A 17,168-nucleotide genomic window follows, 5' to 3' on the forward strand; every position below is an offset into this window, starting at 1 on the left:
TCAATTTTTATGAGTGTGCTTTTTGTTGTGCTGAATTTGCGCTCCCTAAGTAACAATCTATTACTTCTTGATTGTTTCTTACTTCTTGAAAAGTTCCTTCTGTCAATAACTGTCCACGCACCAAAACGCTTACTTTTTCTATGGCAATTTGTTCCACAAACTTCATATCGTGTTCTATAACTATCACGCTGTGTTTCTTACTTAAGTCACACAATAAATTTCCTGTTTTTTCAGCTTCTACATCAGACATTCCTGCTGCAGGTTCGTCAATCAACATCAACTCTGAATCTTGCAACATCACAATGGCAATTTCTAACCATTGTTTTTTTCCGTGAGATAAACTTCCTGCAATCATAGTTAAATCATTGACCAAACCAACTTTTTCAGCTACTTCCATAATTCTATCTTTATCGTAAGAAGCTAGCTTATAAAAATAAGAAGTAAATACATCTTTAGGCCCGTCTAAACCTAATAGCAAATTATCATACACCGTTAATCCAGAAAATATAGAAGGTTTTTGAAATTTTCTTCCCACACCTAATTTGGCTATTTCCACCTCTTTTCTGCCTAACAACTCCAGCCCTTTAAACTTTACACTCCCTTGTTGTGGTTTGGTTTTACCACAAACTATATCCATAAAAGTAGATTTACCAGCACCATTAGGCCCAATAATTACTCTTAGTTCATTTTTTCTTATTGAAAAAGTATCTAGGTTTAATGCTGTTAATCCTCCAAACGAAACTTTTAAATCTTTTACTTCTAACATCCTTTTTCCTTTTATGCAGTTTTCACAAACATACCGTTCAACTTTTCTTTCATTTGATCTACCATTCCCACAATTCCTTTAGGTAAATACAGTACGGTAATTACAAACAATCCTCCTAAAATGTACAACCAAGAGCTAGGCAACACTGTTGTAAACACACTGTACATTAAGTTTAGAACCAAAGCACCAATTACAGCTCCTTTTAATTTACCTCTACCTCCTAATGCAACCCAAATAATCATTTCTATAGAAGCTTGCACATCCATTCTACCTGGAGTAATAATTCCCGTTTGTGGCATGTATAACATTCCACCCACAGCAGCCACCATGGCACCAATTACAAATATGGCCACATTGTAATGTGTTACTTTATATTTAGTAAAGCGCATTCTAGATTCGCTATCTCTAATGGCTACTAATGATTTTCCAAATTTTGAATTCACCAAATTATGGCAATACCAATAAACCAAACCTAAAGCAATCAAACTCCAAGCATACAATCCAAACTTGACAGAATTGTCTCGTAAATCAAATCCTAAGAAATATTTAAAATCTGTCAATCCATTAGTTCCTCCTAACATGGTTTCGTTTCTACTAAACAATAAAAACATAGCCAATGCAATAGCTTGTGTGATAATGGCAAAATACACTCCTTTGATTCTTTTTCTAAAAATGAAATACCCCATAATACCTGCAAATACTCCAGGCACCAAAACGGACAACACCAAAGCGTAAGAAAAATTATCAAAAGGCACCCAAAAGAAAGGCAATTCCTCTACTTGATTCCAAACCATAAAGCTTGGCAACAATTGACCTTCTGGTAAATTACTCAACGTCATGTACATTCCCATTCCATAAGCTCCCATACAGAAGAACAAGGCTTGAGTCATACTTAAAATCCCGGTATATCCCCAAATTAAATCTACTCCTAAAGCTGCAATGGCCAAACAAAAGTATCGTCCCCAAAGTGTTAAGGTATTTATTGGAATTAAACCTGTGAAATATCCTATTGGAAATACTAATGCAAACACCAGTATAAAAATTATATATATTTTATTTTTAAACATCTTTTCTACCTTTTAAAATTAATCATCACTATGTCTACCTTTGTCTGGAAACAATCCTTTGGGTTTGTACTGTAAGAAGAAGAAAATGATTAGCAGTAAAATTACTTTTCCATAAACAGCTTCGTAAAAGAATTCAAACACTTTAGACAATACACCAATACCCATGGCAGAAATAATGGTTCCTATCAACTTTCCTACTCCACCAACAACCACTACTAAAAAAGAATCTACTATATAGGTTTGTCCCATATTAGGCACTACATTCCCTATCAATGTCATGGCACAACCGGCAACTCCTGCCAAACCAGAACCTAAGAAAAAGGTTAAAGAATCTATTCTTTTTACAGACACTCCCAAACTAGCACTCATATCTCTATTTTGAGTTACCGCTCTAATTTTTAGTCCTAATTTTGATTTAAAAAACACAAAATACGTAAGCAATACCATTACGATGGTTAAACCAATAATAAACAACCTATTGTAAGGCAACATTAGTCCTTCTGTTACATTTATTCCTCCTGATAAAATTTCTGGACTTTTAACTGCAGTAACATCCCCAAAGATGGTTCTGGCTAACTGAATTAAAATTAAACTTACTCCCCAAGTTCCTAACAAACTTTCTAAAGGTCTGCTATACAAAAAGCGGATGACTAATTTTTCTACTAAAAGCCCAAACAATCCTGAAACCACAAACGATATAGGTAAAGACACCCAGAAAAACCAATCGAACCAAGATTCTGGTAAAAAACCAATAAAGAATTGTTGTACACTAAAAGCTGTATAAGCTCCAATCATTACAAATTCTCCATGACTCATATTGATTACTCCACCCAATCCGTAAATAATAGACAGTCCTAAAGCCACCAACAATAAAATACTTCCTAAACTAATACCACTAAATAAATTCTGAATAACATTGATGATTTTTTCTCTACTTTCTATATCCTCAATAATAATTGCAGCTCTCTCTTTTCCTTGAGAATTTGTTGTATTGGACACATAATCCGTAAGAGATTCTAACATGTGTACATTCACCTCTGTTTCAAGATCGTCTAACGCTTTGTTTTGCAACGCTACATTGTTGCTTTTTAGCCATATGCTATAAATAGCTTCATTTGCCGCTAGTAAAACTTGTTCTTCTTTTTCATTTATTTTAAGAGAGGTTAAGAAATTAACATCACTTAAAACACCTGTAGTTTTAAAGCTTCTGAACGACATTTCTCGAACATTTTTATTGGGATGTACTAGATTTACTTTTTTAGCCAACACATTAAACTTAGTTCTTATGCTTCTTGGTAATTTTACTTCTGATAGTTTTTCTTTTTGAATGCTTATTACCTGTATTTTTGGATATACAGAATAATACAAAGTATCTCCAGCAAATTTTGTTACTGCCGTTCCTTTATAACTAAACAACCTTTTATCTACCACAGCAGACAATAGTGGATAAGTAGTTACATCATCTTTAGCAACCAAATAACCAGCAACTTCTTTTAAACGTGATGCGTCTTTGTGCAAAAGAACATGTACACAAGTATCTAACGGTATATTGATAGCCTCCTGTTCTTGAGACCAACCCACTAGCATCATTAAAAATGCAACAAAAATGGATATTTTCTTCTTCATATTTCTTCTATTATAATTCTCCAAAAAAAAGAACAATCAATCAGCCACAACACAAGCAGCTAATTGATTGCTTTTGTTTATTTACTTAGCGTATTTGCTAAAAGGCTCTGGCACTACCAATCCTTTAGATTCTGATATAATATCAAACTGACCATCAGCTCTAATTTCTCCAATTAATACCGGTTTAGATAAATGATGATTAGATTCATGCATTTGAACTTCTCCACCAGGAACCTCTAACTTTAATCCTCCTAAAGCTTCAATTACTTTTTCTACATCTGTACTTTGTGCTTTTTCTATAGCTGCTTTGTATAAATACACCCCAGCATATGACCAATGAATAGGATCATCTGTTACACGATCTTTACCTCCTGGCAATCCATTTTTTTCGCAGTAGTTTTTAAACTTTTCTACAAACTTGTAGTTTTCTGCTGTTTTAATAGATTCATAATAATTCCAAGCTGCTAAGTGACCTACTAAAAATTCTGTATCCATCGCTCTTAATTCATCCTCTGCTACAGAGAATGCCATAATTGGACAGGTGGTTGCAGACAAACCTTGATTCGCAAATTCTTTGTAAAAAGGAACGTTACTATCTCCGTTAACCGTACTTAAAACACATGCATCTCCAGAAGAAGCAAATCTTTTTATTTTAGAAACAATAGTTTGGTAATCTTGATGGTGGAATGGGGTATACTCCTCAATAATATTCTCGCTAGGAACTCCTTGTGCTAACAAATAATTTTTTAAGATTTTGTTTGCTGTACGAGGAAATACATAGTCTGTACCTATTAAATAGAATTTTTTATAACTTCCACCATCTTCACTCATTAAATATTCTGCAGCTGGTATTAATTGCTGATTAGGGGTAGCTCCCGTATAAATAATATTTGGAGATTGCTCTTGACCTTCGTACTGCACAGGGTAAAACAACAATCCTTTATACTCTTCGTAAACAGGTAATACAGATTTACGTGATACAGATGTCCAACATCCAAACGTAACATCTACTTTATCTTTGGTTAATAATTCTTTTGCTTTTTCTGCAAACAAATCCCAATCTGATGCCGGATCTACAATTACTGGTTCTAATTTTTTTCCTAAAACTCCTCCTGCAGTATTAATTTCATCAATAGCCATTAAAACAACATCTTTTAAAGACACTTCCGAGATCGCCATAGTTCCACTTAAAGAGTGTAAAATTCCTACTTTAATAGTTTCCTCCTCTTTAGCTGACTCTGTAGTTTTTTCCTTTTTAGAATTCCCACAGCTTGTTAACATTATTGCGACCGCAAAAGCCATAGCAATAAAACCTCTTTTTTTAAATTTTAAATTTTTCATGTGATTGTAATTTTAGTTTTTCTTATTAAAAAATAAATAATTGTACTTGTAGCCAAAGCTGACCATATGTTTTTGTTTGATCGTTTAAACTTACATCTTGAAAAGTTTTAGTAGTAGATGTATATGACAATCTTAAGTTGGTATTGTATCCGTTAAACCAGTAGTTTAATCCTCCTCCTAATACAGTTGTTGAATTGTATTTATCAAAATCACTTGTAGACAGACCTCCTGTTTGTTGGTCTTCAGAATTCATATCTTGTCTTTCGTAACGTAACCAAGGCTGTAATTTTGATTCTTTAAAATAATATCCTAATTCTAAATATTGAGTTCCTTGAGTTGGAATTTTATCAGCAAAAGTATATTCTGATGTTAAATCATTCCCTCCTGTAAGATAAGAATACGCTCCGTTTAGTGTTATAGATCCTAAATCTCCTGCTGGCATATCTAAAAACACATCTGCACCAATCGCTTTATAATCTCCTTGTGTATCTATACCTGCTCCTATGGACAATGTTTTTCCTTTTCCTAAATTAGTACCTGAATAATAAAATGATTTATCCTTATCAAACACATTGTACACCAATCTACCTACCGTTCTTATTGGAGATTCATCTGTTCCGGCAAAAGAAGTTCTTCCTGAAAAGAAACCTAAACGGTATTCTAATTTTTCATCTGCAAAGAAACCTCTAAAATTCACCCCTAAGTCACGTCCTAAATTATTTTGTAGCGGACTATCTGGGTGTAAATTATATGGGTACTGATAATAGGTAAAATCGTTTGCCATTAAACTAGCTGCTCCCTGTATACCATTTCTATTGTGAGATACCAATTGTAAACCTCCTATTACAGAAAATTTATCACTAAACACGTGTTCGTATTGTGCATCCAAAATCATAGGTGTAATTCTGGTACTTTTATTTCCTGTTCCATCATTAGCTCCATTAACAGAAGTGGTTAATTCAGTTTCCATAAAAAAGTTTCCTTGTTTAGATAACTGTGCTCCAATTAGAACTCTACCTCTATATACAGTAAAATCTGTTTCCCAATCGCTAGCATCTGTTGCTGCTGGACTCCCTCCAAACGCATATCCTTTTTGCTGCATACCTGCATACATGTGAATAATCCCTCCTACATGAATAGAAGGTTTAAAAATTTCTTCTTTTTTAATGGTATCCATCAACACTTCTTTTGGTGGATTTTGATAACTCTGTTTTGAGTTTTTTTTAAGTGGGCTTTCTGCCATTACTAGGGAAGTTGTTAAGACCCCAATTCCGATTAATAATGAATGTAACGTTTTCATAAGTTTATAGTTAATTGTTGATTATTCATACTTAAGTAATTTTAACATCCGAAATAAATTACTTACGTATGCAAATCTATAAATTAACTTTACTCAACAACTATGTTTTGATAAAACAGCGACAAAAACATATAATAAACAATGGAATGAAATAAAAAAAACTGATAAAAAACATTTTTAACACCCTATAGACAGGCTACGTAAGTAAAAAACGAAAAACTACGTAGTAACCGACATTCTATATTTTAGAAACTAAATATTAAAAATGTCTAAACAGAACAAAAAAAAGCTCAATCTTTAAAAAGATTGAGCTTTTTTTACAATTAAGTAATAATGCTTGTTACTCCAAAGCTGTTGCTTTTTCTTTTTGCTCGGTTGCATTGTACAAGTTAATCAACGCTCCTTTTATCCCCTCAGAAGGCTTTAACTCATAAGCCTTTTCAAACGCAGGAATTGCTCTTAAATACATTGCTTCTAGCTTTTTGCTAATCTCGGCATGCTTTTCTTTATTTCTAAGATTTTGATTCAATTCATTAATAATAGATTGCTCCTCAGACATGATCACCAACCCTTTATTAATATAAGCTCCTGAATAGTTTGGATCTACTTCAATTGCCTTATCATAAGCACTAATTGCAGCTTCATTCTTTTTTAAGTCTTGATTTACAATCCCTAAATTAATCCAGGTATCTCTATTATCAGGTTTTACCTTTAACAAGTCTTCCAAAGCTTTAATATAAGCTTCTTTATCTCCTGTTTTTAAAACAACAGTAGCATAATCTTCTACAAATTTTGTGTTTTCAGGAAATTCTTTTTTAGCATCTTCTAATAATTTTAATGCTTTTTGGTTTTCCTCTTTTTTGTCATAAATTCTAACCAAAATATTATAATAATCAATACGCGTTTTAGTTTTTATCTTAACATCTTTTGGATTTTCATGCGTACCTTTCTTAATAGCATTGTCTCTTTCAGATTTTTTAAAAAACTCATCTTCTCTTTTTGTATACTTATTAGATGCATTATAAGACAAAGGTTCTTTATCTAGTTTTAATAACTTTTCAGTTATCTTTTCAACCTTATTTTTATTTTTTGCATTTTGATAACTATACAAAGTAAGCGTTACTAAATCTCTTCTTTCAGGATAAATTTTAGAATAGGTCTCATAAGTTTTTCCTGCACTTTCAAAATTATTTTTAGACAATGCATCCGCAATTGTAGAAAAATAAAAATCATTAATAATTTTTATATAACTAATAGATTTTCCAGAATATTTTGCCTTTTCTAAACCTAGTTCCGTATCTAAAACTTTGTTAAAAAATTTAGCTGCAGTAGGAAAGTTTTTTTTGTTATTCTTTCCAAAAGCATTTTTTCCATATAAAAAATACAAATAAGATTCATATTCTGTTCCTTTAGCTTGTGAATCAACCTCTTTTAATTGATTGTTAGCAGGTCCGTACTTACCTGAATTTATTAGTTTTTCAATCTTTTTTAATTCTTTTTTCTGTGAAAAAACAGAAATTGTAATTAAAAATAGTAGCGCAAAGCTTAATACTCTTTTCATCTGGTTATTTATTTTATTCTTGATTAGTTTCAGTAATATCTTCAGCAGCTCCTTCTATAACATCTCCGGTTCCTTCATCTTCTACCTCTTCATCATCTTTCATTACTTTAGCCACTGCAGCAATAGAATCCGAATCTTTAATGTTAATTAATTTAACTCCCTGGGTAGCTCTACCCATTACACGTAGTTGATCTACTTCCATTCTGATGGTAATCCCCGATTTGTTAATAATCATTAAATCGTCTTCATCAGTTACATTTTTAATAGCAACTAATTCTCCTGTTTTCTCAGATATATTTAAAGTCTTAACTCCTTTACCTCCACGGTTTGTAATACGATAATCCTCTAAACTAGAACGTTTTCCATATCCTTTTTCAGAAACCACTAAGATTTCACTCTCCATATCATCTACAGCAATCATACCAATTACTTCATCCTTTTCGTGCGCAAGGGTAATCCCTCTTACTCCAGATGCAGTTCTACCCATTGGACGAGTTTTTTCTTCTTCAAAACGAATAGTCTTACCAGATTTAACTGCTAACATTACTTGACTACTACCGTTTGTCAATTTAGCTTCTAGCAATTCATCTCCTTCTTTAATTGTAATTGCTTGCACACCATTGGTTCTTGGTCTAGAGTATTGTTCTAATACAGTTTTCTTAACCTGACCTTGTTTAGTTGCCATAATTACATAATGACTATTGATATAATCCTCGTCTTTTAAATCTTGAGTAACTAAAAACGCTTTTACCTTATCATCATTTTCTATGTTGATTAAGTTTTGTAACGCTCTACCTTTAGATACTTTTGTCCCTTCTGGTATTTCATACACTCTCATCCAAAACACTTTTCCTTTTTGTGTAAAGAACATCATGTACTGGTGATTTGTTCCTACAAACAAGTGTTCTAAGAAATCTTCATTTCTAGTAGCTACTCCTTTTTGACCTTTACCACCTCTGTTTTGTGTTTTGTATTCTGATAATGGAGTACGTTTTACATAACCAGCGTGAGAAATAGTCACCACTACTTTAGAATCAGGAATCATATCCTCAATTCTCATATCACCACCACCATATTCAATTATAGAACGTCTTTCATCACCGTATTTATCTCTAATAGCAGTTAATTCGTTCTTAATAATATCCATTCTTCTTGGCTCATTTGCCAAAATATCTTTTAAGTCCGCAATCAAAATCATAATTTCGTCATACTCAGAACGCAATTTATCTTGCTCTAATCCTGTTAATTGACGTAATCTCATTTCTACAATAGCTTTTGCCTGAATTTCTGTCAATTCAAAACGAGCCATTAATTTTTCACGAGCTTCATCTCCATTTTTAGACCCTCTAATAATAGCAATTACTTCATCAATATTATCTGATGCAATAATCAACCCTTCTAAAATATGTGCTCTTGCTTCTGCTTTCTTTAAATCAAACTCTGTTCTACGAGTAACAACCTCGTGTCTATGCTCTACAAAGTGATGAATTAAATCTTTTAAATTTAACATTTCTGGTCTTCCTTTTACCAATGCAATGTTATTTACACTAAAAGATGTTTGTAAAGAAGTGTATTTGTATAATTTGTTAAGTACAATATTAGGAATTGCATCTTTCTTTAAAATATAGACAACTCTCATTCCTTTACGGTCAGATTCGTCACGAATATTTGCGATTCCTTCTAATTTTTTATCATTTACTAACTCCGCAGTTTTTTTAATCATTTCTGCTTTGTTCACCAAATAAGGAATTTCTGTAACAATAATACAGTCTCTACCTTTTACTTCTTCAAAAGTAGCTTTTGCACGCATTACAATTTTACCTCTACCAGTATGAAAAGCATCTTTTACACCTTCATACCCATAAATGGTTCCTCCTGTAGGAAAATCTGGTGCCTTGATATATTCCATCAAACCATCAATGTCAATATCTCTATTTTCAATATAAGCTTCTATACCGTTAATCACCTCTGTTAAGTTGTGAGGTGCCATGTTGGTAGCCATACCTACTGCAATACCCGATGCTCCGTTTACCAATAAATTTGGTATACGAGTAGGCAAAACAGTTGGTTCGTTTAATGTATCATCAAAATTCAATCGATAATCAATAGTTTCTTTTTCAATATCAGACAACATTTCTTCTGATATTTTCTGCATTCTAACCTCCGTATAACGCATTGCTGCTGGACTATCTCCATCTACAGACCCAAAGTTCCCTTGTCCATCAACCATCATATAACGTACACTCCAGTTCTGAGCCATACGTACCATAGAGTCATATACAGAAGTATCTCCGTGTGGGTGATACTTACCTAATACTTCTCCTACTACTCTTGCAGATTTTTTATAAGATCCAGTTGATTTAATTCCCAACTCATGCATACCAAAAAGCACACGTCTATGTACAGGCTTTAATCCATCTCTAACATCTGGCAGGGCACGTGACACAATTACAGACATTGAATAATCAATATATGCAGATTTCATCTGCTCTTCTATATTAATCGGGATCAGCTTTTCTCCTTCAATCATGTATATTATTCTTAAGTTATTTTTATATTATCAACATAGCAATTTACATCTTTTCATCGATTTTACAAGTGCTACAGCTTTGTAATTTAAGTATAAGTTATCAACAAACAAAACTCCAAACACACTTTTATAAAATCTGTTTTAACACCATAAAAAACAACCAAAACACTGATAAACAACGTTTTAAAAACAAGACAAAATGACTCTTGTTAACAATGGCAGGTTATTTGTAATTTATGTAAAAAAAATCTACTAAATTTACGTAGAACCTAATCTTAAAACGAGAGCATATGGATGATAATTTCTCACAAGAAGTAAAAGATGTGATTGGTTTCAGTAAGGAAGAGGCTATTAGACTAGGTCATGACTTTATTGGTACAGAGCATTTAATGCTAGGTATTATTAGAAATCAAACCAGCAAAGCAAACGACATGTTAACAGCGTTAGATGTTAACCTTGATTTGTTAAAGCACAAGGTAGAAACCTTGCACCCTATTTCTAGCCTACCAATCCCAGCAGGTGAAAGAAAAAATCTTCACCTAACAAAACAAGCAGAAAAAGCTTTAAAATCAACATTTTTAGAAGCTAGATTATACAACAGTACTACTGTAGATACTGCCTTATTATTGTTGTGTATTTTACGAAACGACAACGACCCAATTACTAAAATTTTGGATAAATTACACATTACTTATAACGATGTAAAATCGCTATACAAACAACTAAGCCAAGGAGATGAAGGTCAAGAAGAATTAGAAGACACTTTTGAGCAACCTACTAGCGAAAGCTCTCAAGATTTTTCTGGAGCAAACCCTGGTTCTTTTGAAAGAAGCCAGCCGCAACAAGGAAATCAAAATAAAAAATCTAAGACTCCTGTTCTTGATAATTTTGGTCGTGATTTAACCTTTCTGGCAGAAGCAGACAAGTTAGATCCTGTAGTTGGTCGTAATGAAGAAATTGAACGTGTTTCTCAAATATTGAGTCGTCGTAAAAAGAACAACCCAATGCTAATTGGGGAACCTGGAGTTGGTAAATCTGCCATTGCAGAAGGACTAGCTTTAAGAATTGTACAACGTAAAGTTTCTAGAATTTTATTCAACAAACGTGTTGTTTCATTAGATTTAGCAAGTTTGGTTGCTGGTACAAAATACCGTGGTCAGTTTGAAGAGCGTATGAAAGCGTTGATGAACGAATTAGAAAAAAACGATGATATTATCTTGTTTATTGATGAAATTCACACCATAGTTGGTGCAGGAGGAGCTACAGGTTCTTTAGATGCATCTAATATGTTAAAACCTGCTTTAGCCAGAGGTGAAATTCAATGTATTGGTGCCACTACGCTAGATGAATATCGTCAAAATATAGAAAAAGATGGTGCTTTAGAAAGACGTTTTCAAAAAGTAATTGTAGAACCAACTTCTGAAGAAGAAACAATTCAAATTTTACATAACATCAAAGGAAAATATGAAGATCATCACAATGTAACTTTTACAGATGAGGCTATTGTTGCTTGTGTAAAATTAACGAACCGTTATATGACAGATCGTTTTTTACCAGACAAGGCTATTGATGCTTTAGATGAAGCTGGATCTAGAATACACATTACAAATATTGTTGTTCCAGAGCAAATTATAAAGTTAGAAGCTGAACTAGAAAACATTAAAGAAAACAAAACAAAAGCGGTTAACGGTCAAAAATACGAAGAAGCTGCTAAGTTACGTGATGATGAAAAAAACATGGAATCTGCCTTAGCCTCTGCTCAACAACAATGGGAAGAAGCTTCTAAAGCTAATAGAGAAACCGTAACCGAAGACAATGTTGCAGAAGTAGTTTCTATGATGACAGGAATTCCTGTAAACAGGGTTGCCGAAGCTGAAAGCAGTAAATTAAAAGAATTGCCAGCAACCATTAAAGGAAAAGTAATTGGTCAAGATGAAGCTGTTGCTAAAGTAATTAAAGCAATACAACGTAACCGTGTGGGGCTTAAAGACCCTAATAAACCTATTGGATCTTTTATCTTTTTAGGACAAACAGGAGTTGGTAAAACTCAGTTAGCAAAAATATTAGCTACTGAAATGTTTGATTCTGAAGATGCGTTAATTCGTATTGATATGAGTGAATACATGGAGAAATTCGCAATTTCTAGATTGGTAGGAGCACCTCCAGGATATGTAGGTTATGAAGAAGGTGGACAATTAACCGAAAAAGTAAGAAGAAAACCTTACTCTATTATCTTATTAGACGAGATAGAAAAAGCACATCCAGACGTATTTAACATGTTATTACAAATCTTAGATGATGGACATGTTACCGATAGTTTAGGTAGAAAAATTGATTTTAGAAATACAATCATTATTATGACGTCTAACATTGGAGCTCGTCAGGTAAAAGATTTTGGAGCTGGTGTTGGTTTTGGTACCGCAACTAAAAAAGCACAAGAAAACGATCATATTAAAAGTGTGATTGAAGGGGCTTTAAAAAAATCGTTTGCTCCTGAATTTTTAAATAGAATTGATGATGTTATTTTATTCAACGCTTTAGAACGTGAGGACATTCACAAAATTATTGATATTGAGTTATCCAAATTAACCAAACGTATTAGTGGTTTAGGATATACTTTAGTTTTAAGCGATGATGCTAAAGATTACATAGCAGAGAAAGGTTTTGATAAAAAGTACGGTGCTAGACCTTTAAAAAGGGCTATCCAAAAATATATTGAAGATGCCTTAGCAGAAGAAATTATAAACTCTAATTTAAACGATGGTGATGTAATTCACATGACTTTAAATAAAGAAAAACAAGAACTGACTGTGACTATAGAACAGGAAGAAAAATCTGAAATTAAAGAATAAACTAAAAAGGATGAACTTAACAGTTCATCCTTTTTTTATATTATAAAATTACATCTCTCAATCTTACCCCTACTTTTTCTAAAAACGGAAACGCTATCACTTCTAGCTCAGTTTCAGAAAGAGCCTTTTTTTGTTCAGTAGTACATAAATCAAATGCTTTTTTAGTAAGCAGTAACTTTTCTCCAGTATACTTTACATTTAAAATTCCTTGTAGCACTTGTTGCTTGGTAAAGGTTACTATTTTAATTCCGTGAATTTTTACGAAAGAAAACAATTCTTTTTTTACTTTTTTATCAGTAATATATTCCAGGCAAATCAATAAGGTATCTCCTATAAAACAGGCTATATCACTTGTCAATAAATCATCGGGTAGCTCAAAACTAAAAGGAGTTAATTCAAAATCTTCACAATACTCTTCAAACAAAGATTCGTCTGTAAAACTATTAATTCCACACAAAGCAATTTCAGAAACAGAATGAGCAACCAAACTGTTTTGTCCATAAAAATAAACTCCTTCTTCAACCGCTTCTGTATAATCTACAACCTCTTTGTTTTCCTTTTCTAAAATTAAATCAATCACACTATAATAATCAGACACCTTTTTAATAGCAGAGACAGCAATCTGTTCTTCGTTTTTAAAAATCAAACTAGAAATACTAAATGGTTGTATAGCTCCTAAATTTAAAATTTCTAAATCAGCTGCTTTAGCTAAAGTATCTAAGTCTCTTTGCAATAATTCTTTTTGCGCATTAGGTAAAACCCCCAAGGATTTATCAAAAATCCAATTTCTAAAATCTAACAATATCATCTTATATCTTTTTTATCACATAAGTTACAATTCCCCAAATAACCAATTCTTGATCTTCTTCTACTTTTATTTCAGAAAATTGTTTATTCTCAGGCACCAGAAAAACTCCTTTTTTTGTTACTTTCAATCGTTTTACAGTAAACTCACCATCCAACATACAAACCGCTACTTTTCCATCTTGAGGCTCCAAACTTCTATCAACCACCAACAAATCACCGTTAGCCATTCCTGCATCTTGCATAGAATCACCATCAACTTTGGCAAAAAAAGTAGCTGTTTCATTCTTTATCAACTCTTTGTCTAAAGAAATTCTTTTCCCTTCAAAATCTGCAGCTGGCGATGGAAATCCTGCTTTTATTCCTTCTTCTATAAAAGGAAATTTCACAAAGCCATTAGACTTGTATCTATAAAACGTAAAACTCATTATTTACAATTTACCGTTATAATATCACTTATTTTAGTTGTGTAGTTAGGAGATAAATACTCCTGTCTCATTTTCCATGTTTTTGTAATATCTTGATTTGCTAATTTTATTTTCCCTTTACCTAGTTTCTCATTCAAAATATCCATAGTGTGCATTAATAGTTGATGTTTTGGATTTTCATCTCCAAACAATCTAACTTGGTGACTCGTGTTTGGACTGATAGAAACCAAAACAACACCTGCTTTTTTATAAGAATACCCATGCTTATAAATTTCTCTTAATTTTTGTAAAACTCCTTTTGTTATAGTAATGCTAGAACTGGTTGCAAAACCAAAATGAGTCATTCCTCCTAACTTTACATATTCTTTTCCAAATCTATTAGATCTCAAAAAAACATAAGCTCCCAAACACTCACTTTTTTGTTTTCTTAATTTTTCTGCACAACTATTTGCAAAGGTAGCAACTCGTTCTTCTATCTCTTTTAAATCATCAATTACTTTAGGAAAACTACGTGTGGTAGCTATCATATGTTTATCCTGTATTTCTTCAAAACCAATTGTAGGCTTTCCTTCTAAATCATGTTTTAAACGCAACCCCACCACCGAAAATTTATGCCTAACCAATTCATCAGACAACAAGGTAAACCCATAAGCCTTAGTAATATTCATGTTTTGTAATTGTATAGACAATCGCCTACCAATTCCCCAAACATCATAAATAGGAGTCCATTTTAAGGCTTTTACACGTTGTTCATCAGTACCAATTACATATACATTATTTGTTTTATCGGGATAGGTCTTTACAATATTATTAGCCAATTTAGACAAAGCTTTGGTTGCAGCAACTCCAACACTAACAGGCAACCCCAACTGTTGTATAATTTCTTTTCTAATCTGTTTCCCTATCAATTCAGCCTCATTAACAGACACATTTTTCAATCTAAAAAAAGCTTCATCAATAGAGTACACTTCTATTTCATCTACATGTTTTGCAATAATATTCATAACTCTAGAACTCATATCTCCATACAACGCATAGTTAGAAGAGCATACATGAATTCCATATTTTTTAAAATCTTCTCTATGCTTAAAGGCAACTGCTCCCATCTTTACATAGCGTTTAGCTTCTTTACTACGCGCAATCACACAACCATCATTATTAGACAAAACCACTATCGGCTTCCCTATCAAACTAGGTTTAAAAGCTCGTTCACACGATGCGTAAAAACTATTACAATCTACAATTCCGTACATCTTACAAAAGTAAATCAAAACTATGTAATCATCATGCATTATATTTATCTCAAAAACATATTTATGAAACTAACCCACACAAACTTACTCCCCAAAACACCTACAAGCCATAACACTAATATTCTTAAAAAAATATTTATCAATAAAGAAAACATCCCAAATCTTATGATGTTTGGTTCTGCCACCTTCAAGCCCAATCAAAAAGTAACAGCACACAAGCACCTCACTATGTACGAAGTTTTTTATATTCAAAAAGGAAAATTAGACTTTACCATCAATCAACAAAAAATAACAGCTACCGTAGGCGACTGTATCACCATAGAACCTAACGAAATTCACGAACAACACAATCCATATACAGAAAATGCTGAACTAATTTATTTTGGAATTTCCATAGACTCCTAATTTGGGCATTCCCTTTACAGGTCGTGCTTTCACTACTCGCTTTTTCCGTTTCACTTCAAAGAGCTTAAACAGACCATTCAATCACTAATGCAAAAAAGGATACTTTAAATTTAAAAACAATCTTTACCTTTATAACATGCAATTCGGAAAAGTCCAAAACCCAGAAATTATAGATTTCACTCTCCCTAAAGATCATCCAAACACACAAAACGTATTTGATAAATCTCACATAGGAAAAACTCAATTTTCTATTGGTTGTGCAAAGTGGAACAAACAAGATTTAAAAGGTTTTTACCCCAAAGGAACTAAAGACGAGTTACAATATTATAGTTCCCAATTTAACAGCATAGAACTAAACGCTACTTTTTACAAATTATATCCTGCAGCACAATTTCAAAAATGGTATGCAAAAACTCCATCTAATTTTTTGTTTTACCCAAAACTTACACAAGATATTTCCCACTACAACAGACTTAGCGTAAATGCATACCCTATTACAGAAAACTATCTTAACCAAATAACGGCACTAAAAGAAAAATTAGGTTCAGTTTTTTTACAAATGCATGAAGATTTTAGCCCTCAAGAATTTTATTTATTAAAAGATTATATCAGTACGTGGCCTAAAAAAATTCCGTTAGCCGTAGAATTAAGACATACAAATTGGTTTAATAATCCAGAAAACGCAACCAAATTATATAAATTGTTTTGTCAGAATAGCATCAGTAATATTATTACTGACACTGCTGCAAGAAGGGATTTATTACACATGAGCCTCACCTCTCCAAAAGTTTTTATTCGTTTTGTAGGATCAAATCATTCATCAGATTACAAAAGACTAAATGATTGGGTCGACCGAATAGAATTCTGGTCAAAAAAAGGAGTCAAGTCTGTTTCTTTCTTTATTCATCAAAACATAGAAATAGAATCTGTTTTATTAGCCTCATACTTTATCAAAAAATTAAATAAAAGACTCGCTCTATCTTTAAGAGTTCCAAAAACAGTTAACGACATAAAAAATCAACAAACCTCATTGTTTTAAAATAGTTTTACTCCATATTTTAGCACAATTCAGCCTATTCATCTGGTAATATTTATTTTAAGATTGATTTAAAAAGTGAGGACACAAATCAAAAATCCAATTTTAAATATTCTATTAATAAATAATAGAGTAAATACCAGTCTTAATTAGAGTTATTTATAGAGATAGATGCCTAACGTATCGTATCCCATTAGCT

General features: G+C 32.5%; 13 protein-coding genes. 3 read left to right on the forward strand and 10 right to left on the reverse strand.

What is annotated here, in order from left to right; genetic code table 11:
- Nucleotides 1–7: 7 nt before the first annotated feature.
- From urtD to gyrA, 7 genes are all read right to left on the reverse strand, one after another.
- Complete coding sequence (gene urtD, locus FHR24_RS12110) at nucleotides 8–766, reverse strand: urea ABC transporter ATP-binding protein UrtD (RefSeq protein WP_167189069.1); 759 nt, start codon at nucleotides 764–766, stop codon at nucleotides 8–10.
- 11 nt (nucleotides 767–777) lie between these two features.
- The gene (gene urtC / locus FHR24_RS12115; RefSeq protein WP_167189072.1) at nucleotides 778–1,833 is read right to left on the reverse strand and encodes an urea ABC transporter permease subunit UrtC; all 1,056 of its coding nucleotides are present in this window, start codon (nucleotides 1,831–1,833) and stop codon (nucleotides 778–780) included.
- 18 nt (nucleotides 1,834–1,851) lie between these two features.
- Nucleotides 1,852–3,459, reverse strand: a complete 1,608-nt coding sequence (gene urtB / locus FHR24_RS15580; protein WP_208412349.1) for an urea ABC transporter permease subunit UrtB — start codon at nucleotides 3,457–3,459, stop codon at nucleotides 1,852–1,854.
- Nucleotides 3,460–3,540: 81 nt separating this feature from the next.
- The gene (gene urtA, locus FHR24_RS12125) at nucleotides 3,541–4,800 is read right to left on the reverse strand and encodes an urea ABC transporter substrate-binding protein (RefSeq protein WP_243846549.1); all 1,260 of its coding nucleotides are present in this window, start codon (nucleotides 4,798–4,800) and stop codon (nucleotides 3,541–3,543) included.
- Nucleotides 4,801–4,825: 25 nt separating this feature from the next.
- Nucleotides 4,826–6,100, reverse strand: a complete 1,275-nt coding sequence (locus FHR24_RS12130; protein ID WP_167189075.1) for a hypothetical protein — start codon at nucleotides 6,098–6,100, stop codon at nucleotides 4,826–4,828.
- 340 nt (nucleotides 6,101–6,440) lie between these two features.
- Nucleotides 6,441–7,661 carry a tetratricopeptide repeat protein gene (locus tag FHR24_RS12135; RefSeq protein WP_167189078.1) on the reverse strand — a complete coding sequence of 407 codons (1,221 nt, stop codon included), beginning with the start codon at nucleotides 7,659–7,661 and terminating at the stop codon, nucleotides 6,441–6,443.
- Nucleotides 7,662–7,674: 13 nt separating this feature from the next.
- Complete coding sequence (gene gyrA / locus FHR24_RS12140; protein ID WP_167189081.1) at nucleotides 7,675–10,191, reverse strand: DNA gyrase subunit A; 2,517 nt, start codon at nucleotides 10,189–10,191, stop codon at nucleotides 7,675–7,677.
- A gap of 290 nt (nucleotides 10,192–10,481) precedes the next feature.
- Between gyrA and FHR24_RS12145 the strand changes: the two genes are divergently transcribed.
- Complete coding sequence (locus FHR24_RS12145; RefSeq protein WP_167189084.1) at nucleotides 10,482–13,043, forward strand: ATP-dependent Clp protease ATP-binding subunit; 2,562 nt, start codon at nucleotides 10,482–10,484, stop codon at nucleotides 13,041–13,043.
- A gap of 40 nt (nucleotides 13,044–13,083) precedes the next feature.
- Here FHR24_RS12145 and FHR24_RS12150 read toward each other — a convergent pair whose 3' ends face one another.
- The 3 genes from FHR24_RS12150 to FHR24_RS12160 are packed head-to-tail and all read right to left on the reverse strand — an operon-like array spanning nucleotide 13,084 to nucleotide 15,528.
- The gene (locus FHR24_RS12150) at nucleotides 13,084–13,851 is read right to left on the reverse strand and encodes an arginine deiminase-related protein (RefSeq protein ID WP_167189087.1); all 768 of its coding nucleotides are present in this window, start codon (nucleotides 13,849–13,851) and stop codon (nucleotides 13,084–13,086) included.
- 1 nt (nucleotide 13,852) lies between these two features.
- A complete protein-coding gene (locus FHR24_RS12155) occupies nucleotides 13,853–14,275 on the reverse strand; it encodes a LexA family protein (RefSeq protein ID WP_167189090.1) in 423 nt (140 codons plus the stop codon).
- Complete coding sequence (locus FHR24_RS12160; RefSeq protein WP_167189093.1) at nucleotides 14,275–15,528, reverse strand: Y-family DNA polymerase; 1,254 nt, start codon at nucleotides 15,526–15,528, stop codon at nucleotides 14,275–14,277. Before FHR24_RS12160 ends, FHR24_RS12155 begins: the two co-directional genes overlap by 1 nt.
- A 63-nt stretch (nucleotides 15,529–15,591) precedes the next feature.
- Between FHR24_RS12160 and FHR24_RS12165 the strand changes: the two genes are divergently transcribed.
- Complete coding sequence (locus tag FHR24_RS12165) at nucleotides 15,592–15,933, forward strand: cupin domain-containing protein (RefSeq protein ID WP_167189096.1); 342 nt, start codon at nucleotides 15,592–15,594, stop codon at nucleotides 15,931–15,933.
- 136 nt (nucleotides 15,934–16,069) lie between these two features.
- Nucleotides 16,070–16,972: a DUF72 domain-containing protein gene (locus FHR24_RS12170; protein ID WP_167189099.1), complete on the forward strand. Its 903-nt coding sequence runs from the start codon at nucleotides 16,070–16,072 to the stop codon at nucleotides 16,970–16,972.
- Nucleotides 16,973–17,168: the final 196 nt, after the last annotated feature.

Origin of the sequence: Wenyingzhuangia heitensis (genome assembly GCF_011762155.1) — a bacterium.
Taxonomy (GTDB): Bacteria; Bacteroidota; Bacteroidia; order Flavobacteriales; family Flavobacteriaceae; genus Wenyingzhuangia; species Wenyingzhuangia heitensis.

Bases quoted from the DNA above. Each gene is read 5' to 3' on its own strand.
- urtD (WP_167189069.1), bottom strand. From the start codon at position 766: ATGTTAGAAGTAAAAGATTTAAAAGTTTCGTTTGGAGGATTAACAGCA.
- urtC (WP_167189072.1), bottom strand. From the start codon at position 1,833: ATGTTTAAAAATAAAATATATATAATTTTTATACTGGTGTTTGCATTA.
- urtB (WP_208412349.1), bottom strand. From the start codon at position 3,459: ATGAAGAAGAAAATATCCATTTTTGTTGCATTTTTAATGATGCTAGTG.
- urtA (WP_243846549.1), bottom strand. From the start codon at position 4,800: ATGAAAAATTTAAAATTTAAAAAAAGAGGTTTTATTGCTATGGCTTTT.
- FHR24_RS12130 (WP_167189075.1), bottom strand. From the start codon at position 6,100: ATGAAAACGTTACATTCATTATTAATCGGAATTGGGGTCTTAACAACT.
- FHR24_RS12135 (WP_167189078.1), bottom strand. From the start codon at position 7,661: ATGAAAAGAGTATTAAGCTTTGCGCTACTATTTTTAATTACAATTTCT.
- gyrA (WP_167189081.1), bottom strand. From the start codon at position 10,191: ATGATTGAAGGAGAAAAGCTGATCCCGATTAATATAGAAGAGCAGATG.
- FHR24_RS12145 (WP_167189084.1), top strand. From the start codon at position 10,482: ATGGATGATAATTTCTCACAAGAAGTAAAAGATGTGATTGGTTTCAGT.
- FHR24_RS12150 (WP_167189087.1), bottom strand. From the start codon at position 13,851: ATGATATTGTTAGATTTTAGAAATTGGATTTTTGATAAATCCTTGGGG.
- FHR24_RS12155 (WP_167189090.1), bottom strand. From the start codon at position 14,275: ATGAGTTTTACGTTTTATAGATACAAGTCTAATGGCTTTGTGAAATTT.
- FHR24_RS12160 (WP_167189093.1), bottom strand. From the start codon at position 15,528: ATGTACGGAATTGTAGATTGTAATAGTTTTTACGCATCGTGTGAACGA.
- FHR24_RS12165 (WP_167189096.1), top strand. From the start codon at position 15,592: ATGAAACTAACCCACACAAACTTACTCCCCAAAACACCTACAAGCCAT.
- FHR24_RS12170 (WP_167189099.1), top strand. From the start codon at position 16,070: ATGCAATTCGGAAAAGTCCAAAACCCAGAAATTATAGATTTCACTCTC.